This is a genomic window from Stenotrophomonas nematodicola (assembly GCF_009467805.1).
GTDB lineage: Bacteria > Pseudomonadota > Gammaproteobacteria > Xanthomonadales > Xanthomonadaceae > Stenotrophomonas > Stenotrophomonas nematodicola.
The window spans coordinates 1-20,736 of sequence record NZ_WIAY01000011.1 but is presented as its reverse complement, the minus strand read 5'-3'; the positions used below and the strand labels follow the sequence as shown (position 1 = coordinate 20,736).

Annotated in this window: 22 protein-coding genes; 8 read left to right on the top strand and 14 right to left on the bottom strand. The window is 68.2% G+C overall.

The genetic code is table 11. The annotated features are described in order from the left end of the window. Window positions 1-11 precede the first annotated feature (11 nt). Together GDJ08_RS19600 and GDJ08_RS19595 are read left to right on the top strand one after the other, a co-directional pair. Window positions 12-680 carry a hypothetical protein gene (locus tag GDJ08_RS19600; protein WP_153165545.1) on the top strand — a complete coding sequence of 223 codons (669 nt, stop codon included), beginning with the start codon at window positions 12-14 and terminating at the stop codon, window positions 678-680. Window positions 681-929: 249 nt separating this feature from the next. Further along, the gene (locus GDJ08_RS19595; protein WP_026070692.1) at window positions 930-1,502 is read left to right on the top strand and encodes an OmpO family porin; all 573 of its coding nucleotides are present in this window, start codon (window positions 930-932) and stop codon (window positions 1,500-1,502) included. A 228-nt stretch (window positions 1,503-1,730) separates the two neighbouring features. On the opposite strand, the gene GDJ08_RS19590 is transcribed toward GDJ08_RS19595, so the two are convergent. The 5 genes from GDJ08_RS19590 to GDJ08_RS19570 all read right to left on the bottom strand — a co-directional run bounded on the left by GDJ08_RS19590 (window position 1,731) and on the right by GDJ08_RS19570 (window position 4,846). After that, on the bottom strand, window positions 1,731-2,756 hold the full coding sequence (locus GDJ08_RS19590) for an NAD(P)H-dependent glycerol-3-phosphate dehydrogenase (RefSeq protein WP_017355554.1): 1,026 nt from the start codon (window positions 2,754-2,756) through the stop codon (window positions 1,731-1,733). Window positions 2,757-2,776: 20 nt separating this feature from the next. Further along, window positions 2,777-3,292 (bottom strand): protein-export chaperone SecB, encoded by a 516-nt coding sequence (secB, locus tag GDJ08_RS19585; protein ID WP_017355555.1) that lies wholly within the window; start codon window positions 3,290-3,292, stop codon window positions 2,777-2,779. A 104-nt stretch (window positions 3,293-3,396) separates the two neighbouring features. Beyond that, window positions 3,397-3,834, bottom strand: a complete 438-nt coding sequence (locus tag GDJ08_RS19580) for a rhodanese-like domain-containing protein (RefSeq protein ID WP_017355556.1) — start codon at window positions 3,832-3,834, stop codon at window positions 3,397-3,399. 79 nt (window positions 3,835-3,913) lie between these two features. After that, window positions 3,914-4,345: a hypothetical protein gene (locus tag GDJ08_RS19575; RefSeq protein WP_136006726.1), complete on the bottom strand. Its 432-nt coding sequence runs from the start codon at window positions 4,343-4,345 to the stop codon at window positions 3,914-3,916. A gap of 30 nt (window positions 4,346-4,375) precedes the next feature. Beyond that, window positions 4,376-4,846, bottom strand: coding sequence for a YiiD C-terminal domain-containing protein (locus GDJ08_RS19570; protein ID WP_017355558.1), 471 nt, complete (start codon window positions 4,844-4,846; stop codon window positions 4,376-4,378). A gap of 40 nt (window positions 4,847-4,886) precedes the next feature. Between GDJ08_RS19570 and GDJ08_RS19565 the strand changes: the two genes are divergently transcribed. The 3 genes from GDJ08_RS19565 (at window position 4,887) to GDJ08_RS19555 (ending at window position 8,078) form a co-directional block, all read left to right on the top strand. Beyond that, window positions 4,887-5,663 carry a uroporphyrinogen-III synthase gene (locus GDJ08_RS19565; RefSeq protein WP_153165544.1) on the top strand — a complete coding sequence of 259 codons (777 nt, stop codon included), beginning with the start codon at window positions 4,887-4,889 and terminating at the stop codon, window positions 5,661-5,663. Window positions 5,664-5,771: 108 nt separating this feature from the next. Next, window positions 5,772-6,746 carry a uroporphyrinogen-III C-methyltransferase gene (locus tag GDJ08_RS19560; RefSeq protein ID WP_136006730.1) on the top strand — a complete coding sequence of 325 codons (975 nt, stop codon included), beginning with the start codon at window positions 5,772-5,774 and terminating at the stop codon, window positions 6,744-6,746. Between the two features lie 3 nt (window positions 6,747-6,749). Continuing rightward, on the top strand, window positions 6,750-8,078 hold the full coding sequence (locus GDJ08_RS19555; RefSeq protein WP_153165543.1) for a heme biosynthesis protein HemY: 1,329 nt from the start codon (window positions 6,750-6,752) through the stop codon (window positions 8,076-8,078). A 97-nt stretch (window positions 8,079-8,175) separates the two neighbouring features. On the opposite strand, the gene GDJ08_RS19550 is transcribed toward GDJ08_RS19555, so the two are convergent. Continuing rightward, on the bottom strand, window positions 8,176-9,471 hold the full coding sequence (locus GDJ08_RS19550) for an acetyl-CoA C-acetyltransferase (RefSeq protein WP_026070665.1): 1,296 nt from the start codon (window positions 9,469-9,471) through the stop codon (window positions 8,176-8,178). 92 nt (window positions 9,472-9,563) lie between these two features. Here GDJ08_RS19550 and GDJ08_RS19545 point away from each other — a divergent pair, with 92 nt between their 5' ends. Continuing rightward, entirely contained in the window at window positions 9,564-10,451 is an 888-nt protein-coding gene (locus tag GDJ08_RS19545) for a hypothetical protein (protein WP_153165542.1), read from the top strand. A gap of 76 nt (window positions 10,452-10,527) precedes the next feature. On the opposite strand, the gene GDJ08_RS19540 is transcribed toward GDJ08_RS19545, so the two are convergent. The 4 genes from GDJ08_RS19540 to GDJ08_RS19525 all read right to left on the bottom strand — a co-directional run bounded on the left by GDJ08_RS19540 (window position 10,528) and on the right by GDJ08_RS19525 (window position 14,378). Next, entirely contained in the window at window positions 10,528-11,166 is a 639-nt protein-coding gene (locus tag GDJ08_RS19540) for a superoxide dismutase family protein (protein ID WP_153165541.1), read from the bottom strand. 53 nt (window positions 11,167-11,219) lie between these two features. After that, entirely contained in the window at window positions 11,220-11,786 is a 567-nt protein-coding gene (locus GDJ08_RS19535) for a superoxide dismutase family protein (RefSeq protein ID WP_153165540.1), read from the bottom strand. A 92-nt stretch (window positions 11,787-11,878) separates the two neighbouring features. After that, window positions 11,879-13,327: a nitrogen regulation protein NR(I) gene (ntrC, locus tag GDJ08_RS19530; RefSeq protein WP_136006736.1), complete on the bottom strand. Its 1,449-nt coding sequence runs from the start codon at window positions 13,325-13,327 to the stop codon at window positions 11,879-11,881. Further along, complete coding sequence (locus GDJ08_RS19525) at window positions 13,320-14,378, bottom strand: two-component system sensor histidine kinase NtrB (RefSeq protein WP_017356770.1); 1,059 nt, start codon at window positions 14,376-14,378, stop codon at window positions 13,320-13,322. The genes ntrC and GDJ08_RS19525 overlap by 8 nt, the downstream gene beginning before the upstream one ends. A 558-nt stretch (window positions 14,379-14,936) precedes the next feature. Here GDJ08_RS19525 and GDJ08_RS19520 point away from each other — a divergent pair. Next, window positions 14,937-17,048: a DUF4357 domain-containing protein gene (locus tag GDJ08_RS19520; protein ID WP_017356769.1), complete on the top strand. Its 2,112-nt coding sequence runs from the start codon at window positions 14,937-14,939 to the stop codon at window positions 17,046-17,048. Between the two features lie 391 nt (window positions 17,049-17,439). Then, on the top strand, window positions 17,440-17,580 hold the full coding sequence (locus tag GDJ08_RS19515; protein ID WP_153165539.1) for a hypothetical protein: 141 nt from the start codon (window positions 17,440-17,442) through the stop codon (window positions 17,578-17,580). Window positions 17,581-17,587: 7 nt separating this feature from the next. On the opposite strand, the gene GDJ08_RS19510 is transcribed toward GDJ08_RS19515, so the two are convergent. From GDJ08_RS19510 to GDJ08_RS19495, 4 genes are all read right to left on the bottom strand, one after another. Continuing rightward, entirely contained in the window at window positions 17,588-17,938 is a 351-nt protein-coding gene (locus GDJ08_RS19510) for a VOC family protein (RefSeq protein ID WP_153165538.1), read from the bottom strand. Beyond that, on the bottom strand, window positions 17,935-18,483 hold the full coding sequence (locus tag GDJ08_RS19505; protein WP_153165537.1) for a hypothetical protein: 549 nt from the start codon (window positions 18,481-18,483) through the stop codon (window positions 17,935-17,937). Before GDJ08_RS19505 ends, GDJ08_RS19510 begins: the two co-directional genes overlap by 4 nt. A gap of 65 nt (window positions 18,484-18,548) precedes the next feature. Further along, entirely contained in the window at window positions 18,549-19,709 is a 1,161-nt protein-coding gene (gene mltA, locus GDJ08_RS19500) for a murein transglycosylase A (protein WP_153165536.1), read from the bottom strand. Window positions 19,710-19,768: 59 nt separating this feature from the next. Beyond that, window positions 19,769-20,515: an N-acetylmuramoyl-L-alanine amidase gene (locus tag GDJ08_RS19495; RefSeq protein ID WP_153165535.1), complete on the bottom strand. Its 747-nt coding sequence runs from the start codon at window positions 20,513-20,515 to the stop codon at window positions 19,769-19,771. Between the last annotated feature and the right edge of the window lie 221 nt (window positions 20,516-20,736).

Below are 20,736 nucleotides of genomic sequence, written 5' to 3'. Positions count from 1 at the left end.
CAGGACAGGGAATGAAGATGCGCTTCATGTCGGTATCACTGATGGTCGCCGTGCTGGCGGCCTGCGGGCAGACGCCGGAAACAGCCGATGCAACCGCACCTGCATCGGCACCTGCGGCAGAAGCGACGCCAGTGGCGTCCACGCTGGCCGAGGACGACAACGACATCGAGAAGGGCGTTGATCCGTCGGTATGGGACAACGAAGGCGAGCCGGCAGACGTCACCCCCGGCGACGACATCACGTGCGCCGACGCACCGTTGGCGACCTACTTTTTCACTCTGGTCGGCGGCAACACGGTGGACGACTGCGGCCGCACAGACCCCAGGGTGCTGGCTGCATTCGATGCGCTGATGAAGGACGCCGCGCCCGCCGAATCCACCGATCCGGCGGTGCCGCCGCTGCGCGAGCGTCTGCTCAGTGGGCCCAGCGCACCGGGCAGGCCACTGCAGGTGCAGGACCAGACCTGGTGGTACTACTCGGCCTGCCAGGCGCATCAGTGCAGCACCACCGCGCTGGACATGCTGTACGCGCCGACGCAGGCGAAGCTGGTGGGCCGCCTGGTAACCGACTGCAAGGTGCGGTGGCTGGGCGATCCAAGCGGGGCGCAGCGTGCGCTGATCGAGACGACCCACCCGCTGGACGAGGCCTCGCTGCAGGGCGAAGACGGGTCCTGCAGCTGATACGGCTGCGTCCCGCAACGGTGTACGGAAAGGCCGGGCGGATGCGCGGCCTTTTCTGCTTTCTGCGGGCGCTAAAAAGCGGATCACTCAAGTTCCCTGAATGGCTCGTACATTTATGTACTGGTCAGTTTAATATTCAGGGTCGATTGGGGTGGCTAACGGATAATTCACACCTGTCGCCAGCAGCGCAGCTTCTCCCCTCCCCCGCGCTGCTGGCGATGAAACCAAAATAAAAAAGGTGTCCCGATGATGAAGTCTTCTCTGCTTGCCCTGGGTCTGCTCGCTGCACTGCCGTTCGCTGCTTCGGCAACCGACGGCCTGTCGTACAACTACGTTGAAGGCGGCTACGTGAACACCGATGCCAAGGGCGGCGACGCCGATGGCTGGGCTGCCAAGGGCTCGGTCGCGATCGCGCCGAACTTCCATGTCTTCGGCGATTACAACTCGCAGGAAACCAAGCGCGGCAGCGCCGACGTCGACCAGTGGCGCGTGGGTGTCGGCTACAACTACGGCATCGCGCCGACCACCGACCTGGTGGCCCGCGTCGCGTACCAGAAGTTCGATCCGAAGCACGGCCTGGACTTCAACGGCTACGCCACCGAAGTGGGCGTGCGCACCGCGTTCACCCCGATGATCGAAGGCTACGCGCTGGCCGGCTACGAAGACTTCAGCAAGAAGCACGGCATCAACCCGGACGGCGAGTTCTACGGTCGCGTTGGCGCCCAGGCCAAGTTCAACCAGAACTGGGGCCTGAGCGGCGAAGTGAAGCTGGCCAAGGGCGGCGACAAGGAATGGTTCGTCGGCCCGCGTTTCACCTGGTAATCGGCGTCACGCAGCACCCTGTTGGATGGCGCGGTCTCTCTCCCCTGCGCCACGAAGCCCGGCTCCACGCCGGGCTTCACTTTTTCTGGCCACGCCCTCGTCGGTATGCCACGCCAAACCCAGCGCACGCTGGGTTTCTGCGTTCTGGCCGTTGCGGTCCAGCACGTGATCCATCTCCGGCCGCGCGTGGTCCAAAAAAAACCCCGGCAATGCCGGGGTTTTTCACAATCACTTGAACAGCGTGTCCGGGTATTCCGGTTTCTGTTCGCGTGCCAGCAGCGCACGCAACCCTTCTTCGGGCGTTTGTTCGCCATGCAGCACGGCGCGCACACGTTCGGAGATCGGCAGGTCGATGCCGTGGCGGCGTGCCTGGCGCATGACTTCGTCGGCGGTCTGCACCGACTCCACCACCTGACCGATCTCGCGGATCGCGTCGGGCAGGGATTGCCCCCGTCCCAGGGCCAGGCCCAGGCGACGGTTGCGCGAGAGATCGCCGGTGCAGGTCAGCACCAGGTCGCCCAGTCCGGCCAGCCCCATCAGGGTCTCCGGCTTGGCGCCGATGGCCGCAGCCAGCCGCAGCATTTCGTTGAGCCCACGGGTGATCAGGCCGGCACGCGCGTTCAGGCCCAGCTGCATGCCATCGGCAACGCCGGTGGCCACGGCCAGCACGTTCTTCATCGCGCCCCCCAGCTCGGCGCCGACCATGTCATCGCCGGTGTAGGCGCGGAAGGCCGGGCCGTGCATCGCTTCGGCCACCTGCTGGGCAAAGTCCACGTCGTCACCGTGCACGGTGATGGCGGTGGGCAGGCCCTGGGTGACTTCCTTGGCGAACGACGGACCGGTCACCACGGCCAGCGGCACGTCCGGCCCGAGGACCTCGCGCGCCACTTCGTGCAGGAAGCGTCCCGAACCGGGCTCGAAGCCCTTGGTGGCCCACGCCACGCCTGCTGCGGCGGGCCGCAGCGGTGCCAGCGCGCGCACGGTCTCACCGAACGCGTGCGAGGGCACCACGACCAGGATCCAGGCGGCTCCCGCGACGGCGGCGGCCAGATCGGTGGTCGCGCGCAGGGACGCGGGCAGCGGAATGCCCGGCAGGTAACGGGTGTTCTCGTGGCGCTGGTCGATGGCCTCGACCATGCCGGCGTCGCGGCCCCAGAGCACGGTCGGATGACCGTGCCGGGCCAGCAGGCTCGCCAGCGCGGTGCCCCAGGAACCGGCACCGAGAACGGCGATCTTGTCTGCGTGGCTGCTCATCGGAACGAACGCAGCGCCGATCAGGCGTTGCCGGCCGGCTCGGAATCGGCCAGCGAGGTTTCGCCCTGTTCCTGACGCTGACGCAGGGTTTCGGCGTACAGGCCTTCGAAGTTGATCGGCTGCAGGAAGAACGGCGGGAAGCCGCCGGCCTGGATCAGCTCGCTGACCAGCGAACGCACGTACGGGAACAGGATGTTCGGGCACTGGGTGCCGAGCAGCACGTCGATCGCCTGCGGCTCCAGGCCGATCAGGCCGAACACGCCGGCCTGCTGCACTTCGGCCACGTAGGCGGTCTTGTCGCCGGCCTTGCAGGTCAGGGTGACGGCCAGCACGACTTCAAACGCGTTCTCGCCCAGGCGCTGCACGCGCTGGTTCAGGTTGAGCTGCAGTTCCGGCTGCACGGCTTCGTTGAAGACGGCGGGGGCATTCGGCGATTCGAACGAAACGTCCTTGACGTAGATCTTCTCGACGGTGAACGCGGGGCCGGTGGCGGCGTCGGCCGGCGCGATCGCGCCGTTGGTGTTCTGATCGGACATTTCCTGTAGCTCCAGAATGAATGCTGTAAAAATGGATTGTTGCATCCCCAGCGATGGGGGCGTGTGGCGCCGCGCACAAGGCGCGCAACGCCATCAACGTGAAATCAGTTGCGGCCCTTGACCAGCGGCAGGTCGGCCTGCTGCCACGACGGGATGCCGCCTTCAAGCACGTTGACCTGCTCGAAGCCGGCCTTCTTCAGCGCCTTGGCGGCGGTTTCCGAGGCATTGCCGGTGCGGCACACCAGCACCACCGGGCGCTGTTTGGCATTGGCCACCAGCTTGTGCTCGGGACCGAACTGGCTCGGCTGCGCATTGCGGCTGCCGGCGATGTGGCCCTTTTCGAAGTCGCTGCTGGACGACAGGTCCACCACCAGCGCGTTCCCGGCATTCATCAGCTGGGTCAGTTCGGCCGGCTTGAGCGACGTGTAGCCGCGGAACAGGCGCCGTACTTCGGTCACGATGATGGCCACGGTCAGGCCGACCAGGGCCATCGACAACATCGGGTTTCGGCCGGCAAAGGCCAGCAACTCTTCGTAATTCACTCAGATCACGGGTCGATAAGCGGGCGCCGATTGTCGCACATGCGGGCGAAGCGGCGTCCAGCGGCCACGGGGGCCGGGATTATTGGCCTTGCCAGAGGTCCGGCAGGCCGCCGGCCTGCCACCAGCGCTTGGCCTGCGGGTCCCAGCGCCAGACTTCCTTGACCACCACGGTGCGCTCGGCCTGGGTGTTGACGTTGATGACCCCGATTTCGACCCGGCGCTCCACGGTGCCATCGGGAAGCGCGGCGGTGCTGCGTTCGCGATAGGAGGAAACACGGATCTGCTCGTAGCGGCGCAGCTGCAGGTCGGTCAGCGGGTGGGCCTTGCGGTAGTCCGGGTCCAGGTAGCCCAGCGCATCCTCGGCGTTGCCCCAGCGGATGGTGGAGCCGTACTGGTTCTGGACCTCCTCCAGCGCGGTACGTTGCTTGCGGCTGAGATCGGCCGCAGCCAGCGTCCCCACGCCGGTCAGCAGAAACGATGTCAGGAGCAGGATCTGGACCAGGCGGCGCATGCGAATTCCCCAATAGGCAAGGCGCCCATCCTACCCTCTCGCGAAGGCCACGAAGCGGCCGGTGAGTTCGGCGGCCGGCTTGCCGGCGCTGCCCGGTTGGCGCGCGGTGAGGCCGATCCGTGCCTTGCCGCGCTGCGCGAACGTGGCCAGGAAGCCGTCCCAGTCCGATTCCGCGTCCGCCTGGGCGTCGGCCTGCAGGTCGCCGTACACCGGCGCGAGGTAGCGCACGTGGCTGTCGGCCACGTACACATCGGCATCGAAACCGGCCAGGCGCAGCCGCAGCGTGACCAGCGCCCAGCCGGACAGGGTCAGGGCCGAGGCCAGACTGCCGCCGAAGGCATTGCCCTTGTCGTTGACGTTGGCCGCCAGCGGCGCCTGCAGGCGCAACACGCCGTCACGGTAGTCGTGGACACGGATCTGCATCGCCGCCACCGGCGGCATGCGGTCCAGCACGTGTTGCAGCGCAGCCAGCTGCGCGGGCAGGGAATCGGAAACGGACATCGGAGGGCAACGGCATCGAAGGGCTCGCATAATGCCCGCAATGGACACCGAAGCAAATCCGACGCACTGGACCCTGTTGTCGCTGCGCCCGCGCGGCCAGCACGCCCCGATGCGCCGCGCCGCCCACGAGCTGGGCGCCACGACCATCGCGCTCTCACCGTGGGCGCTGCGCGCGCGCGGCGACGCGGCCACGCGTGCCGCGCTGGATGCGGCGCTGGGCGCCGACCGGGTGATCTTCAGCAGCCCCTCCGCCGTGGTGGCCGCATCGCGCCTGGCCCGGCTCGATGCGCCGCACCCGGGCCAATGGCTGGCGGTCGGCAGCGGCACCGCAGCGGCCCTGCAGCGTGCCGGCGCGCGCGATATCCAGGCCCCGGCGCGGATGGACAGCGAGGGACTGCTGGCACTGCCGGCCCTGGCCACCCTGGACGGCCTGCGCGCCGGCCTGGTGACCGCGCCGGGCGGGCGCGGCATCATCGCCGCCACGCTGCAGGCACGGGGCGCGCAGCTGCTGCGCGCCGACGTCTATCTGCGGCAGCCGCTGCCGCTGTCACCACGCACGCTGCAGCGCCTGCGCCATGCGGCGACGCCCTGGGCGCTGGCGGTGAGCAGCGCCGACGCACTGGCCCGGTTGCTGGCGGAGCTGCCCGGGGATCTGCAGGCTCCACTGCGGCAGGCCTGGGTGGTGGCGGCCAGCGAGCGCCTGGCCACGCAGGCCGAGGCCGCCGGCTTTGTCCACGTGGTGCAGGCCGACGGCCCGCTTCCCGCGCAGCTGGTACAGGCGGCGCACAGGGCGATCACACGACGCGCAACTTGCTGAACCCGCGTTTTCACCGGTCTTGCAGGCAGCGCGGGCGGCGGGTGATGCTGTGCACCACGTCGCTCGCCAGCCAGCGGACTGCCCGGCGCGCGCGACAAGGATGCCTGTATGAATGAAGCCGATTCGCCCCCTTCCACCCGTCGTCCCCTGCGCTGGATCGTTCCGGTGCTGGGCCTGCTTGTGGCCGGCGGCGGTGCCGCGTGGGGGTGGACGCAGTGGCAGGCGCAGCAGGCCCAGGCCCGGCAGCGCGACGAAAACGCGAGCCTGCAGCTGCAGGGGCTGCTCGACAGCGTCGAGGCCCTGCGCCGCGACCAGCGCTCCACCTCGCAGCGGGTGCAGGACGCGGCGGCCACCAACCGCGTGCTGCGCGACGAGATGCTCGGCCTGAGCCAGCGCAACGCCCTGCTCGAAGACAATATGGCCAAGCTCGCCGACAGCACCCGGCATGGCGCGCAGGCGCTGCAACTGGAAGAGGCCGAACTGCTGCTGAGCCAGGCCGGCCAGCGGCTGGCCTTCGCCGACGACGTGGAGGGCGCCAAGCGCCTGTATGCGCTGGCCGCCGCTGCGCTGGGCGACATCCAGGGCGGCGACTACCTCAACCTGCGCCAGGCGCTGATGCAGGAGCGCAACGCGCTGGATGCACAGGGTCCCGGCGCACGGGCCCAGGCCAGCGCCGCGCTGGCCGCGTTCGCCCAGGCACTGACCGCCCTGCCGGACGCGGTGGCCGACGACGCACGGACCGCCGCCACACCGTGGTGGCACCAGGTGCTGGCCCCGTTCGTGACCATTACCCCGACCCGCACCCAGGGCCCGCTGACCGATGCCGAGCGCGTCGCGGCGTGGGATTCCCTGCAGCTGGAACTGACCCTGGCCCGCGCGGCGATCGAACGCGGCGACCAGGCCGGTTATGAACAGGCACTGGACCGCGTGGCACTGTGGCTGCCGCGTCTGTGGCCGGATTCACCCGCCCTGCGCGAGCGGCGTGGTGAACTGCAGCATCTGCGCACCCGCACGCTGCGCCCCACCCTGCCCGAACTGGGCAGCACCCTGCAGCAACTGCGCGCCATGCGCGATGGGAGATGATCGATGAAGCCATTCCAGTCCCTTGTGGTTCTTCTGTTGGCCGTTGCGCTCGGCGTGATTGCCGCGCAATGGCTCGGCGCCGACTCGCTGCGCCAGTTCGGCGAAGTGATCTACCGCTACGCCGGCAATGACTACCGCTCTACGGTGCCCCAGGTTGCGCTCGCGGCGCTGGTGGCACTGCTGTTGCTGTGGCTGCTGTGGAGCCTGGTGGCCGCGCCGTTCCGGGCGTGGGGCCGCTACCGCCGCAAGCAGGGCCGTGCGCGCCTGACCGAAGGCCTGCAGGCGCATGAGTACGGCCACTGGCAGCGCGCAGAGAAGCTGCTCGGCGCTGCGGCCGAGGACAAAGAGGTGAGCGCGGTGGCGCTGGCCACGGCCGTGCGCAGTGCGCAGGCACGCGGCGACGAGGCTGCCGCCAACCAGTACCTGCAGCGTCTGGCCGGCGAAGACGCCACCAGCCACGCGCTGCTGCTGGCCGAACGTCTGCTTGGCCAGGAACGCCCGGTGGATGCGATCAATGCGCTCGACGTGGCGGCGATCCAGCCGCTGCCGCCGCGCGGTCTGTGGCTGCGCACCGAGGCGCTGGCGCGTGCCGAACGCGCGCACGAGGCGTATGGCCAGCTTGGCGCGCTGCGCAAGCAGAAGGTGCTGCCCGATGATGCCGTGGCTGAACTGGAAGCCCGCCTGGCCGCGCAGTCGCTGCTGGAAGCCGGCGACGTCAATGCGCTGGCCGCGCAGTGGGAAGCCACGCCGAAGGCGCTGCGCAGCGATCCGGAGGTGGTGGCCGGCTACGCCCTGCGCGCGGTGGCGCTGGACTGGGACGAACCGGCCCTGCTGACCCTGGAACAGGCCCTGGACACGCGCTGGGACGAATCGCTGGTGACGCTCTACGGGCAGATGCCGGTGGACAAGCTGGCCACGCGCCAGGCCAACCTGCAGCGTTGGCTGACCAGCCACCCGGCCAGCCCGGCGCTGCTGCTGGCGCTGGGCCGCATCGCCGTGCGTCAGCGTCAGCACGCGGCGGCGGAGGATTACCTGCACCGCGCGATCGCCGCCGGTGCCGGCCCGGCGGCCTGGGAGGCGTTGGGCGAGGTGTTCCACGAGCGGGGTGATGCCCCGCTGGCCGCGCAGTGCTTCGCCAACGCGCTGCGCCAGCAGCGCGGCGAGGACAGCGTCGCGCTCGCCCGCGCCACCGAAGCGGCCGCCGCAGTGACCGAGCGTGCCACGGTGGAGGAGCAGTCGTTGATGGCGCAGCCGTTGCCGGCCGATCCCATCGACCCGGTCGGGGGGCTGCGCGACGAGCGCGACGACTACGGCAATCCCCGCCTGCCGTAGTACCGGGCGCTGCCCGGCAACCGTGCCCCTGCGTGTTGGGGGCACCAACGAAAAAGGCCGCCCTTGGGCGGCCTTTCTCATTCGCACATCGGCCGCGTCAGCGTTCGACGATCGCCACCACGCCCATACCGCCGGCGGTGCAGATCGACACCAGCGCGCGGCCACCGCCGCGTTCGGCCAGCTGCTTGGCGGCCGTGGCGATCACGCGCGCGCCGGTGGCGGCGAACGGGTGGCCGGTGGCCAGCGACGAGCCCAGCGGGTTGATCCTGGCCGGATCGATCCTGCCCAGCGGTGCGTCCAGGCCCAGACGGTTGCGGCAGTAGTCTTCGCTTTCCCACGCACGCAGCGTGCACAGCACCTGCGCGGCGAACGCTTCGTGGATTTCGTAGATGTCGAAATCCTGCAGAGTCAGGCCGTTGCGCTTGAGCATCTCCGGGACGGCGATGGTGGGCGCCATCAGCAGGCCCTCGCCGTGCACGAAGTCGACCGCCGCCACCTGCGAATCACGCAGGTAAGCCAGCGGTTCGTGGCCGTGCGCGCGCGCCCATTCCTCGCTGGCCAGCAGCACCGCCGAGGCACCGTCGGTGAGCGGGGTGGAATTGGCCGCAGTCAGCGTGCCGCGACCGGATACCTTGTCGAAGGCCGGCTTGAGCGTGGCCAGCTTTTCCAGCGAGGTGTCCGCACGCAGGATGTTGTCGCGCTCGACACCGCGGAACGGGGCGATCAGGTCGTTGAAGAAGCCGCGCTCATACGCCGCAGCCAGCTTCTTGTGCGAGGACACCGCCCATTCGTCCTGCGAGTCGCGGGAGATGTTCCACTCCTTGGCCATGTCCTCGCAGTGGTCGCCCATGCTCTTGCCGGTGCGCGGTTCGGCCACGCCGGGAAACTCGGGCTTGAGCTCGCTGAGCTTGAAGCCACGGGTGAGGGCTTTGAACTTGTCGCCAGTGGTCTTGGCGCGATTGGCCGCCAGCAGGCGCGCGCGCAGCTTCTTGCCGTACACGATCGGCACGTCGGAGGTGGTGTCCGACCCACCGCCGATGCCCGATTCGATCTGGCCCAGCGCGATCTTGTTGGCCACCGCGATGATGGTGTCCAGCGAGGTGCCGCAGGCGCGCTGCATGGTGATGCCCGGCGTCAGCGGCGACAGCCCCGAGGACAGCGTGGCTTCGCGGCCCAGGTTCCAGTCGCTGGAGTGCTTGATCACCGCGCCCATCGCCACTTCGCCGAGCTGCTGGCCGTGCAGGCCGAAGCGCTCCACCAGCGCCCCGAGCGTGCGCACCGACATGCCGAGGTTCCCGACGTCCGAGTAGGCCGTGTTCTGGCGGCAGAACGGGATGCGGACGCCACCGAGAATGGCGACGGGACGGGCGTTGGGCATGGAGATACCTGGCATGGGAGGGGTGTCTGCAACATGGCCTGCACGAAGGAGCAGGCATAATGGGGGCAAGTGTAGCTGCCGCCCTGTGATGGGCCAACCGTGAAACCATGAGCAAACCCGACCACGGCATGAATGCCCTTGGCGTACTGGCATTGGAACTGGCCGGCGGCGACGCGCCGCGCCATGCCGCGCTGTCGTCCGAACAGGCCGGTGAACTGGCCGACCGCATCGGCCGCGACCTGGCCAAACTGGTGCCCGGCGTGAGTACGCTGGACTTCGTCTTCGCCGGCGCCCATTTCGACCCGGCCGAGGTGCTGCGTCCGGGCTGGCCGATCCACCGCCGTCTGGAAGAGCTGCAGATGCGCGCACCGGGCCGCAGCCAGGGCCCGCGCCTGCTGGCCTTCGGTGCCGGCGCCGACGGCGATGTACCGTTGCCGTTCCAGGCCGATGCCAGCCTCACCGGCGGTGGACTGCGGGTAGTGCCGTTCCTGCTAACGGGGACCGACGTGGCGCAGACCGCCGCTGTGGCCGAGGCGCTGGAGGACGTGCTGCTGGCCCAGGGCATGGCCCAGCCGGATACCGCCCTGCTGGCGCAGAACACATTTGGCGCGCAGATCGAGCACGCCCGCTTCTTCACCGTGAACGACCTCGCGGCGATGATGTCGATGCAGTACGACAATCAGGGGCTGGCGGTGCTGTGGCCGTTGATCGAGACCGCGTTGATGGCGCCGCAGGCCGAGGAATGGGTGGACGCCGCGCCCGAGCCGCTGCTTCGATACGCCGATGGCGAAGTGCGTATGGCGCTGTTCGATCCCGCCGGCTGGTGCGCGCATTACAACCACGGCAGCGGCGACTGCGATCGCCTGCAGGGCATCTACGACCAGTACCTGATCCGTCAGCGGCAGATGGCTGCGGTGCTGGAAGCCCACGGGCTGCCGGTGCTGTTCGTGCACTGCGAAGCCGGGCAGGACGCCCGCCGGTTGATGGCGGGCTGACAGCGCCGGCCTCCGCTGATGCCCACCCAGAAAAACGCCGGCGTTCGCCGGCGTTTTTCGTTCTGCGTCGTGTCGGTTACGGCGCGGACTTGATCACCGCGCAGGCCAGGCGGGCGCCGGCATTGCCGGTCGGCTGGGTCTTGTAGTCGTCGGCGTCGGCATGGACGATCAGGCCACGCCCGATGATGTCAAAACCATCGCCCTTGCCGATGTTGACGTTGGTCGACACATCGGCGTCGACCACCGCATTGCCTTGGGCGTCGGCCTTGATGTTGGGCATGTCGCCACCGTGGTGCGGAGTGGCGGCCACGCTGCCGTGATCTTCCTTGCCCGGATTGAAGTGGCCGCCGGCGCTGGCGCCGTCCGGCGCGCTGCAGTCGCCCGTCTCATGGATGTGGAAACCGTGTTCGCTGTTGGGCTTGAGGCCGCTGACCTCGCCCTTCACGTGGACCTTGCCGTCGATGACGCTGAAGGTGACGTTGCCCTTGACGGCATTGCCCTGGGTCGGCGCCAGATCGGCGACGGCACTGTGGTTGGCATGGGCATCGCTGCTCATCATCGCCGGCGGCGCGTCCGGGGTGGCGTCGGCGGTCGGCTGGGCGGCGGCGGATTCAGCGGCGGGCGTGGCATCGGGCGTGGTGTCGGCCGGCTTGTTGCAGGCGCTCAGGCCGAGCGTGGCAATGGCGGCGAACAACGCGGTATGGATCGGACGCATGTGGATCTCCTTGCAGGTGGCAGTGAATGAACGGTCGTCAGCAGGTCGTGCGCTCAGCGCGTGACGCGGATGACGCCGCAGGCGATTCGGGCGCCGGCGTTGCCGGCGGGCTGGGTGCGGTAATCGTCGGCATTGGCATGCACGACCAGGGCACGTCCGGCGATATCGGTGGCTGCGCCGCCGCCAAGGGTGACGGCTGGCAGACGCACGTCCACGTTGACCCGGCCCTGCGCGTCGGCACGCAGGTTGTCCATGTCGCCGGCATGATGCGCGCCGGCGCCGTTGCGCCCGTGTGCCTGGCCGGTGGGATTGAAATGGGGGCCGGCACTGCTGGCATCCACCGCGCTGCAGTCGCCGCGCTCATGCACGTGGAAGGCAGCGGTCTGCAGCGGGTGCAGACCACCGATGACGCCGGTGATGTGTACCCCGCGGGCGTCGGGGACCAGTGCCAGCCGGCCGCTGACCAGACTGGCCGAGGCCGGTGCCAGGTTGGCTTCGGCCTGCTGGGCCGTGCTGACCAACGGCGCGGCCGGCGCGGCAGGGCGCGGTGGCGGGGTGGTACCGCACGCGCTGAGCACCAGCGCGGTGGACGCGAGCAGAACAAGACGGGAACTGCGCATGGGAAAACTCCTTGGAGCCAAGCTAGCCGTGGCGTCGTCCACGGGCCATGAAAGAGGGGACACGCGCCGCACACATCGCCGCGACGCGTGGTTCATGCGCCACGGCGGCGGCCGGCGCCGAGCTTGCGGGTAAGGGTATTGCGGCCCATGCCCAACCGCGCGGCGGCTTCGGCACGGCGGCCGTGGGTGATCTGCAGGGCGGCCTCCAGCAGCGCCTGGTCGACCCGCTCGCGCACCTGCGCGTGCAGCCCTTCGGCGCCCTCGGCCAGCCGTTGCCGTGCCCAGGCCGACAGCAGCGTTTCCCATTGCCCGGGATCGCCGGAGGGCCGCGTGCGCGGGTTGCCACCGCGATGCAGCGCGCTGTCGACATCGGCCACGCCGATGGTGTCCGACGCCGCCAGCGCTGCCATGCGCCAGCACACGTTCTCCAGCTCGCGCACGTTGCCGGGCCACTCGTGTTCGCGCAGCGCCTGCACCGCGGCGGCGGTGAGCCGTTTGGGCGGAGTATCGAGCTTGCGCGCGGCGGCGGCGAGGAAGGTGTCGGCAAGCTGGGCGATGTCGTCGCGGCGTTCGCGCAGCGCCGGCAGGCGCAGGCGCACCACGTCCAGACGATGCAGCAGGTCGGCGCGGAAGCGGCCCTGCGCGACCAGCGATTCGAGGTCCTGGTGGGTGGCGGCGATCACGCGCACATCGACCCGGATCAGCTCACGTCCGCCAACGCGGAAGAACTCACCCTCGGCCAGCACGCGCAGCAGGCGGGTCTGCAGCGGCAGCGGCATGTCGCCGATTTCATCCAGGAACAGCGTGCCGCCGTGGGCCTGTTCGAAGCGCCCCACGTGGCGGCGCTGGGCGCCGGTGAACGCGCCGGCCTCATGGCCGAACAGTTCGCTCTCCAGCAGTTCGGCGGGAATCGCGGCGGTGTTGAGCGCCACGAACGGGCCGGCCGCGCGCGGCGATTCGTGGTGCAGCGCGTGCGCCACCAGCTCCTTGCCGGTGCCGGTTTCGCCATTGATCAGCACCGACAGCGGCGCCTGCGCCAGCCGCCCGATCGCACGGAACAGCGCGCGCATCGCCGGGGTATCGCCCACCAGTTGTGGGCGCTGGTCCGGTGCGGGGGGCGCGGCGGGCTCGCTGGGCGCGGCGAGCGCCGCATCGGGCGCCGGCAGCACGCGCTGCGCCAGTGCCACCGCGTCGTCCAGGTCGAACGGCTTGGACAGGAACTCCTGCGCCCCGCCACGGAACGCCCCGGCGGTGCTGGCGACATCGGTGTAGGCCGACATCACGATGACCGGCAACTGCGGATGGGCGGCCTTGAGCTTGTCGAGCAATACCAGGCCGTCATCACCGGGCATGCGCACGTCGGTGAACAGCAGGTCCGGAACGGTCTGCGCGTCCAGTGCCGACAGCGCCGCCGCCGCCCCGTCGAAACCATCGACCTGGTAGCCGGCATCGCGCAGTGCGGTACACAGCACGAAGCGCACCGCGCGGTCATCGTCGACCACCCAGACGCGCTGGCCGGTGGACGGTACTGGATCAGCCATGTGTGGCCGCCTCTTCGTCAGGCGTGCCGCCGCCGATCGGCAGCAGCACGGTGAATACGGTGTGCCCCGGACGCGAGCGGTAGGTCAGGCTGCCGCGGTGTTCGCGCGCGACCTGCTGGGCGAGCGCCAGACCCAGGCCGGTACCCTCGGCGCGGCCGCTGACCAGGGGCAGGAACAGGTGCTCGGCCAGTTCTTCGGGAACGCCGCGGCCGTCATCGGCAATCTCCAGCCGCAGCGCCAGCGGGTGCAGGTGGTCGGTGATGCGCACGCCATGTTCCACGCGCGTGCGCAGGGTGACGGTACCGGCGCCGGCCTGGATCGCATTGCGCACCAGGTTCCACACCGCTTGGGTCAGGCGATCGGCGTCGCCATCGAATTCGGGAATGCTCGGGTCGTAATCGCGTTGCACGCGCACCGCCCAGCCGCCCTCGCTCTCGGCCAGGCGCAGCACGCGCTCCAGCGAGGCGTGGATGTTCAACGGCGCGTGCGGTGCGGCCGGTGCGGGAGAGAGCAGTTGTTCGAGCAGGCCGTTGAGGCGCTCGATTTCCGAGCTGATCAGGTCGATCAGCTCGCGCTCGTCGGGGTCGCGCTGTGCGTTGCGCCGTGCCAGCAACTGGGCCGCGCCCTTCAGGCCGGCCAGCGGATTGCGCAGCTCGTGCGCCAGGCCCTTGAGGGCGGCGCTGAGCGCGCTGGGCAGCGCCTGGGTCGGGTCCAGCCCGGGAAACTCGTCGACCGGATGGGCCTCCAGCAGCCACCCGCCTGCATCCCATCGGCTGAGCCAGCCCTCGGCAAAACGCGGCGCGTCGCCGGGCAACGCCAGCGCCAGCCGGTGCAGGCGCAGGACATCGCGCTCGTCGCGCGCCAGGAAGTGCGCCAGGGCTTCGCCCTGCACTTCCAGCGAGGCCAGCGGTTGGCCCACCAGGCGGCGCCCACTGACGCCCAGCCAGCGCGAGAACGCGGGATTGCAGCCGGCCACGCGGCCGTCAGCGTCGGCCCAGGCGACCGGCGTGCCGAGGGCGTCGAGGGCGGGGGGAACGAGTGCGGCGGTCATTGCACCAATGTAGTGCAAAACGGGGGTGTTGCGCCTGATCGGCACCGCGCCGGCGCTGGACGAATTGGCAACGTCTGTGCTGTCTGCACCCACTGTGGTGGATTCGCTGAACGCACGCTATGCCCCACCTGCCGTACATCTGCACCGCTTGTCGGGTGAATCCCCGAATGCAGAACGTCGGCCGGCCAGACCGGGGGAACCTGCCGGCCGGGAAGGCGGCGGTGGCTTGTGGGGAGGACACCGATCGTTGCCGCGGCAATCCGGTTCGGCCGGTGCGTCCGCTGAGGCTCGCCCTTCAAGGAACCAATTGCGCTCCCCCCTGGTGCCTACGGCATACTCTGCCCACCTGAAGGATCTGCTGCGCACAGGGAAGCGCCCGCATCAGATACAGCATTGATTGGCCAAGCCGTTTATCGGGACTTTCGCCCCAGCTCAGTCGCGGCTCTGAACGACGCCTCTCCCCCAGCTTGCCCTTCAGGTGCTCGGATGCATCTTCAAGGGCGGCGCGCGTCCAGTCCAGGGCACTTCATCCTCGCCAGATCTCGACTCCACGGACCTATGTCGCACACACTGACCGCCAAAGAACAGTCGCTCTCCCGCATCTTCAGCGCTGACTACGTTTTCCATATTCCCGGGTATCAGCGGCCCTATTCATGGGGCACCGAACAAGCCAGAGAGCTCATTGATGACCTGATTGCGGCCCTGTCGCTTGCCCCCGAGAGCCTTGGCGATTCAACGCCATACTTCCTGGGAAGCATCGTTCTCATCAAGCCGGAGTCATCGACGGAAGCGACTGTAGTGGACGGGCAGCAGCGCCTGACCACGCTGACTCTGCTGCTCTCCGCCATCCGGGCGACGGTGGCTGACGACGTTGTTCAGAATGAGATCACCAGCTGCATCTATGAAAAAGGCAGCGTTGTGAAAGCAACCCAGCCTTCCTATCGCCTGTCACTGCGAGATAGGGACCGGGAGTTCTTCCGTACGTACGTTCAGCATGAGGACGGCCTGATCCGGCTTGTATCTCTGAATGACCAGCTCCCGGACGCGCAGGACCGACTGCGGTCCAACGCCAAGGTATTCATGACGGAGCTATCGAAACTGTCGCAGAGCGATCTCGTACGACTCGTCCAATTCATCATCACTCGCTGCTATCTCGTCACCGTGGCGACGCCGGACCTGGACTCTGCATATCGGATCTTCGGCGTTCTCAACAGCCGCGGACTAGACCTGAGTGCGACCGACATCCTGAAGGCCGACATCATCGGCCAGATCGAAGAATCCCTACGCGACGATTACACGCGGAAATGGGAGAGCAAGGAGGAGGATCTCGGCCGCAGTGAGTTCGGGGATCTGTTCAGCCACATTCGAATGGTTTACCGAAAATCCAAACCTCACGGAACACTCCTCAAGGAGTTCAAGGAGCACGTGCTTACTGCGCACTCTCCCCGCCCACTTGTGGACGAGGTCATCATTCCCATGGCTGAAGCGTTCTCGGAATTACGGGATGCGGTGTACACGAGCACCCAGCATGCCGAAAAGGTCAACGAGCACCTCACGTGGCTGAATCGACTTGAATTCAACGACTGGGTTCCGCCGGCCCTGCGGTTCTTCGTACTTCACCGAAACGACCCGGGGCTGGTGCTCGATTTCTTCCGTGACCTTGAGCGTCTCAGCTACTCGATGCTGATCCGGAAGATTGGGCCGAACGGCCGAATCGAACGATTCTCCGCGCTGACCACAGCCATTGAATCGCAGATGGATCTCTTCGATGTGTCCTCCCCGCTGCAGCTTTCTGCCGAGGAGCAGCATCTTACCTACACAGCGCTCGACGGCGCGATGTACGACACACATTCCTCCCGTGCTCTTGCTTTGCTGCTCCTGCGACTCGACAGACTCATGTCGGATGCCACCGCGACGTATCTGCACAACGTTGTTTCCGTCGAACATGTCATGCCTCAGCAACCCGCACCCAACAGCACATGGGCGGTATGGATGCCTGACAAAGCAGACCACCAGCGCTGGGTCCATCGACTCGGCAACCTCGCACTGCTCAGCAGGAAGAAGAACAGCTCTGCGAGCAACCGAGATTTCGGATGGAAGAAGTCAAGCTACTTCACGAAGGGGGGGACCTCAGCATTCGCCCTTACGACCGAAGTACTTCAGCATGCGGACTGGACGCTCGAAGTGTTGGAGAAGCGTCAGGCCAGAATGGTTGGTCTGCTTGAATCCCATTGGCGTCTGCAGGGCCGAAGGAGCAAGGAAGAGTTGGGCAAGGAACTTCTCCGACTGCTTGAGGGCGACGGAAGCTCCATCGTGTTTGAGATTTCCGGCTCACGCAGCGGTATCACCGCGCAGGCAAAGCAGCGCCCGGACAGCTTCACGGTATTGAAGGGTTCGCAGGCAAGACTGAACTGGACCGGCAAGAGCCACGCCTACGAGCAGCTGCGTCTTGAGCTTCAGACCGGCGGCGCGCTGTCACCGTCCGCCGATGGTACCCACCTGGTATTCATGACGGATGTCGATTTCTCCAGCCCAAGTGCAGCGTCCGCAGTGGTGGTGGGAAGGGCAGACAATGGACGGACGACCTGGCGGATAAAGGGGAGCACCATCACGTATGGCGCATGGAAGGATAACCAGCCCGCCAACCAAGCTGCCGAAGAGGTCAGCTGACAGAGTTGCTCTGTTCGGGAGAGCGCTCGAGCGCTTCGCGTCTGAACGAACTGTGGCAGTTGGGCATGCGCCTTGTCTGGTGATGCGCCCAGCGCCACGGTGCCAACCCACATCGCTGCACGGCATGGGCAGCACGTGTCGATGGCGTTCATCCAGATCCGCTGCCTGCGTCCGGCGCCGCACCAGATCAGCGTGACCATGCTGAGCAATTACTGGCAGCGCGCGTTGGTCGTGGCGCTCGGCAGGAAGCTGAGGGAGGTGCTCAACGGCAAGCCGATACAGCCGGCAGCCTCGCCTATCGCGAGGTGTCCTCGCATGGGGCACGGCGCAGTACCCGGACTCGGCCAATGCGCACGACAGCCTGGGCGAAGCGTACCTGGCGTCGGTGCGCATGGACGAGGCACGCCGCAGCTACGAAGCCGCGTTGAAGATCGAGCCAACCAGCACCAGCGCGCTGGCCAGGATCAACAGCGGTACCCCACCCCGTCCCGCTGACTGCCCCGGGCGTCGCGCGCGGCGCGATGGCCGGTGATACGCGCTCACACGTGCTGAAGGAGGTTGACCAGCCGCCCCAGCGGATCGCGGACGTGGAACCGCCGCACGCCCCAGGATTCATTGGCCGGGCCGTATGCCAGCGGGATGCCGGCCTGGAGCACCCTGCGCAGCGCTTCGTCCAGGTCATCCACTTCGATCGAGAGATCGGGCACTGCAGTGCCCGAGCCCCCTTCCGAGGCGATGCTGAGCTGTACGGCCATCGTGTCGTCGCCGGCGTAGGTGCGGATCCAGCCGTGGTCCATCGCCACGTGCAGCCCGAGGATGTCGCGGTAGAACCGGTCGGCGAGCGCAGGATTGGACGCGTGCAGGTTGGCCACAATGCGGGTCACTTTCATGGTGTGCTCCGGGCCTGCATCCGGCGGGCCATGAGCACCTCCACCGAATCCACCTCGGCCAGCTGCGCGCGCACCGCGTCGGCCACTGCAGTGAACCGGCGCCGCTGGATCAGGTAGCTCACCACGAACACCGGCAGCATCAGCAGCATCGGTGCCGCGCGCGGGATCATGGCGCTGGCCAGCAGAATCGCCAGGGTGATCAACAACGCATTCCAGTTGTACAGGCCGACGACCCGCACCTCGTTGCGCCGGGTGTCCACCGCCACCAGACCACGCATCACCGGGTAGTAGCGGCGCGCAAAGGAAATAAAGAAGCTCTCGCGGAAGGCGATGCGGCCATCCGGCAAGGGACGGAAGACCAGCGGCAGCCATGTTTCGTTGGTGACGTCGCGTTCTAGGGCGTTCAGCGCAAGGCGGGAGCGCAGCGCCGCCGGCGCGGGAACGCGCGCGGTGAAGGCGACGATGCCGACGCCAAAGTACCAGGGCACCCACGCAAGCTGAAGGACGACTTCGATCAGGAGCAGTGCGATCAGGGCAAGGGCCATCGATCATCCGCGACAGTGGGCGTTGTCTGGCCAGCATACCCCGGCGCGCCGGAGGGGCGCGGCGATCAACCGCCGCCGGGGCTGGGAAGCGCCACGCCCTTGGGCCACAGCAGCCACAGGCGGCCGCTCTGCTTCATGTGCCCGGCCAGCGCGCCGGCGGCATCACCGGTGCCCCAGAACAGGTCCGCGCGCACCTCACCGGTGATGGCACCGCCGGTGTCCTGCGCGGCCACCGGCCGCACCAGCGCCGCCCCATCCGGACGCGTGGTGGACAGCCACAGGAGGCTGCCCAGCGGCACCACGCTGCGGTCCACCGCGACGCTGTAGCCGGCCGTGAGCGGCACGTTCAATGAGCCGCGCGGGCCCTCGTCGCCGTCGGCACCCTTGGCGAAGAACACGTAGCTGGGGTTGCTGGCCAGCAGCTCGGGCACCCGCGTCGGATGCGCGCTGGCCCACGCTCGGATGGCGTCCATGCTGACCGCGTCCTTGGCCAGTTCGCCCTGCTCCACCAGCCAGCGGCCGATCGGGCGGTAGGGATGGCCGTTCTGGTCGGCGTAGGCCAGGCGCAGATGCCGGCCATCGTCGAGCTGGACGCGTCCCGAGCCCTGTATCTGCAGGAACTGCAGGTCCATCGGGTCGGTGAGCCAGGCCAGGATGGGCGCGTTGACGCCGTGGGCGGCGATGCGCGCGGCATCGTCATAGGGTTTGAGCATGCGCCCCTCCACACGGCCGCGCAGGCGCTTGCCCTTGAGTTCGGGGTAGACGCTGTCCAGCTGCACGCTGACCATGTCGCCCGGCACGCCATACACCGGCACGGTGGCGCGCGCGGTGCGGGTCAGGCTGCCGGGATAGATCGGCTCGTAGTAGCCGGTGATCAGGCCCTCGGCACGGTTGCCGGCGGCACGCAGGGCGTAGACATCCAGGCTGTTCTGCAGGAACGCGCGGATGGCGGCCGGCGTGGCATCCACGTGACCCGCCGCCACACAGAGGGGCGCCCACGCGGCATCGCCCTTCAAGCGCGGGCAGGCGCTGCGCCACGCCGCGAAACCCGCCTTCAGGTCGGTGTCGGACACCGCAGGCAACGCGTTCCAGTCGGCTTTGGCGTAGGTGCTGGCAGGTGCGGCGCCGGGGCGGGCGTTCTGGACGGCGCAGCCGGTCAGCAGAACCGACGCCAGCAGGATCGTGGCGCTACACAGGCGTGCGGCGATGCGGCGCGGGGCCTTCATGGGCGGTATTCGTGTGGCGACTGCAGGGAGGCAATTGTAGGGGCGACGGGGAGTCGGCTCTACCGCGCCTGCTGCAGCAGTGAATGCAGGATGCGGGCGTCCTCGGCATCCAGCGTGGGCGGCAGGTCGTCGCGGCCGCGGAAGCGGCGATGGAAAGCACCCGCCGCTGCCTCACGATCGTCCAGCGGATAGCCGAATGCCTGCAGCGCCAGCCACGGATCGAAGCCTGCCGGTGCGGGGCCGTCGGCGTCGCGCGGCCAGAGGCCGAAACCGGCCGCAGCCAGTTGCTGCCACGGGAAGAAGCGGCTCGGGTCCTGCTTGCGCGCGGGCGCGAGATCGGCGTGCGCGATGATCTGGCTGCGCGGGATATCCAGACGGGTGCACAGGTCGTCGAGCAGACGGATCAGGGCCGCGATCTGGTCGGGCGCGAACGGGCTGCTGCCGTCGTTGTCGATCTCGATGCCGATCGAGGTGGAGTTGAGGTCGGTGAGGCCGCCCCAGCGTCCACCGCCGGCATGCCAGGCGCGGCGGTTGTCGGCGACGAGCTGGTAGATGTGGCCATCGGCACCCACCAGATAGTGCGAACTGACCCTGCCGCCGCTGTTGGCGGTCCGCAGGGTGTGCAGGCTCTGCTGCACGTTGTCCTGGTCGGTGTGATGCAGAACGATGATGACCGGGCCGCGCGCGTTGTGGTTCGGCGATGGCACCCAGGTGGCGAGCGGGCTGCGCAGGTCGGTGGGTGTGGTAGCGCAGCCGGCGAGCAGCAGGAATGCGAGCAGCAGGAGGGGCGCGCGGAGATTGGGCATGGGGGGATTGTGGCAAAAAAATGGCCGGGGGTCCTTGCGGGACCGACCGGCCAATACAGCTTCTCTCTCTCGTTTCTTGTTTCTTCCTGTGCCGGGCAGAGCCCGGTACTACGGGTGGTTCGTTGCCGGGCAGAGCCCGGCACTACGGGTGGTTCGGTGCCGGGCAGAGCCCGGCACTACGGGTGGTTCGGTGCCGGGCAGAGCCCGGATCGGAAGAGCAC

What these genes read in the sequence shown, in the direction of transcription:
- GDJ08_RS19600 (WP_153165545.1), top strand. Translation starts at nt 12, where the DNA reads ATGAAGATGCGCTTCATGTCGGTATCACTGATGGTCGCCGTGCTGGCG.
- GDJ08_RS19595 (WP_026070692.1), top strand. Translation starts at nt 930, where the DNA reads ATGAAGTCTTCTCTGCTTGCCCTGGGTCTGCTCGCTGCACTGCCGTTC.
- GDJ08_RS19590 (WP_017355554.1), bottom strand. Translation starts at nt 2,756, where the DNA reads ATGAGCAGCCACGCAGACAAGATCGCCGTTCTCGGTGCCGGTTCCTGG.
- secB (WP_017355555.1), bottom strand. Translation starts at nt 3,292, where the DNA reads ATGTCCGATCAGAACACCAACGGCGCGATCGCGCCGGCCGACGCCGCC.
- GDJ08_RS19575 (WP_136006726.1), bottom strand. Translation starts at nt 4,345, where the DNA reads ATGCGCCGCCTGGTCCAGATCCTGCTCCTGACATCGTTTCTGCTGACC.
- GDJ08_RS19570 (WP_017355558.1), bottom strand. Translation starts at nt 4,846, where the DNA reads ATGTCCGTTTCCGATTCCCTGCCCGCGCAGCTGGCTGCGCTGCAACAC.
- GDJ08_RS19565 (WP_153165544.1), top strand. Translation starts at nt 4,887, where the DNA reads ATGGACACCGAAGCAAATCCGACGCACTGGACCCTGTTGTCGCTGCGC.
- GDJ08_RS19560 (WP_136006730.1), top strand. Translation starts at nt 5,772, where the DNA reads ATGAATGAAGCCGATTCGCCCCCTTCCACCCGTCGTCCCCTGCGCTGG.
- GDJ08_RS19555 (WP_153165543.1), top strand. Translation starts at nt 6,750, where the DNA reads ATGAAGCCATTCCAGTCCCTTGTGGTTCTTCTGTTGGCCGTTGCGCTC.
- GDJ08_RS19550 (WP_026070665.1), bottom strand. Translation starts at nt 9,471, where the DNA reads ATGCCAGGTATCTCCATGCCCAACGCCCGTCCCGTCGCCATTCTCGGT.
- GDJ08_RS19545 (WP_153165542.1), top strand. Translation starts at nt 9,564, where the DNA reads ATGAGCAAACCCGACCACGGCATGAATGCCCTTGGCGTACTGGCATTG.
- GDJ08_RS19540 (WP_153165541.1), bottom strand. Translation starts at nt 11,166, where the DNA reads ATGCGTCCGATCCATACCGCGTTGTTCGCCGCCATTGCCACGCTCGGC.
- GDJ08_RS19535 (WP_153165540.1), bottom strand. Translation starts at nt 11,786, where the DNA reads ATGCGCAGTTCCCGTCTTGTTCTGCTCGCGTCCACCGCGCTGGTGCTC.
- ntrC (WP_136006736.1), bottom strand. Translation starts at nt 13,327, where the DNA reads ATGGCTGATCCAGTACCGTCCACCGGCCAGCGCGTCTGGGTGGTCGAC.
- GDJ08_RS19525 (WP_017356770.1), bottom strand. Translation starts at nt 14,378, where the DNA reads ATGACCGCCGCACTCGTTCCCCCCGCCCTCGACGCCCTCGGCACGCCG.
- GDJ08_RS19520 (WP_017356769.1), top strand. Translation starts at nt 14,937, where the DNA reads ATGTCGCACACACTGACCGCCAAAGAACAGTCGCTCTCCCGCATCTTC.
- GDJ08_RS19515 (WP_153165539.1), top strand. Translation starts at nt 17,440, where the DNA reads ATGGACGAGGCACGCCGCAGCTACGAAGCCGCGTTGAAGATCGAGCCA.
- GDJ08_RS19510 (WP_153165538.1), bottom strand. Translation starts at nt 17,938, where the DNA reads ATGAAAGTGACCCGCATTGTGGCCAACCTGCACGCGTCCAATCCTGCG.
- GDJ08_RS19505 (WP_153165537.1), bottom strand. Translation starts at nt 18,483, where the DNA reads ATGGCCCTTGCCCTGATCGCACTGCTCCTGATCGAAGTCGTCCTTCAG.
- mltA (WP_153165536.1), bottom strand. Translation starts at nt 19,709, where the DNA reads ATGAAGGCCCCGCGCCGCATCGCCGCACGCCTGTGTAGCGCCACGATC.
- GDJ08_RS19495 (WP_153165535.1), bottom strand. Translation starts at nt 20,515, where the DNA reads ATGCCCAATCTCCGCGCGCCCCTCCTGCTGCTCGCATTCCTGCTGCTC.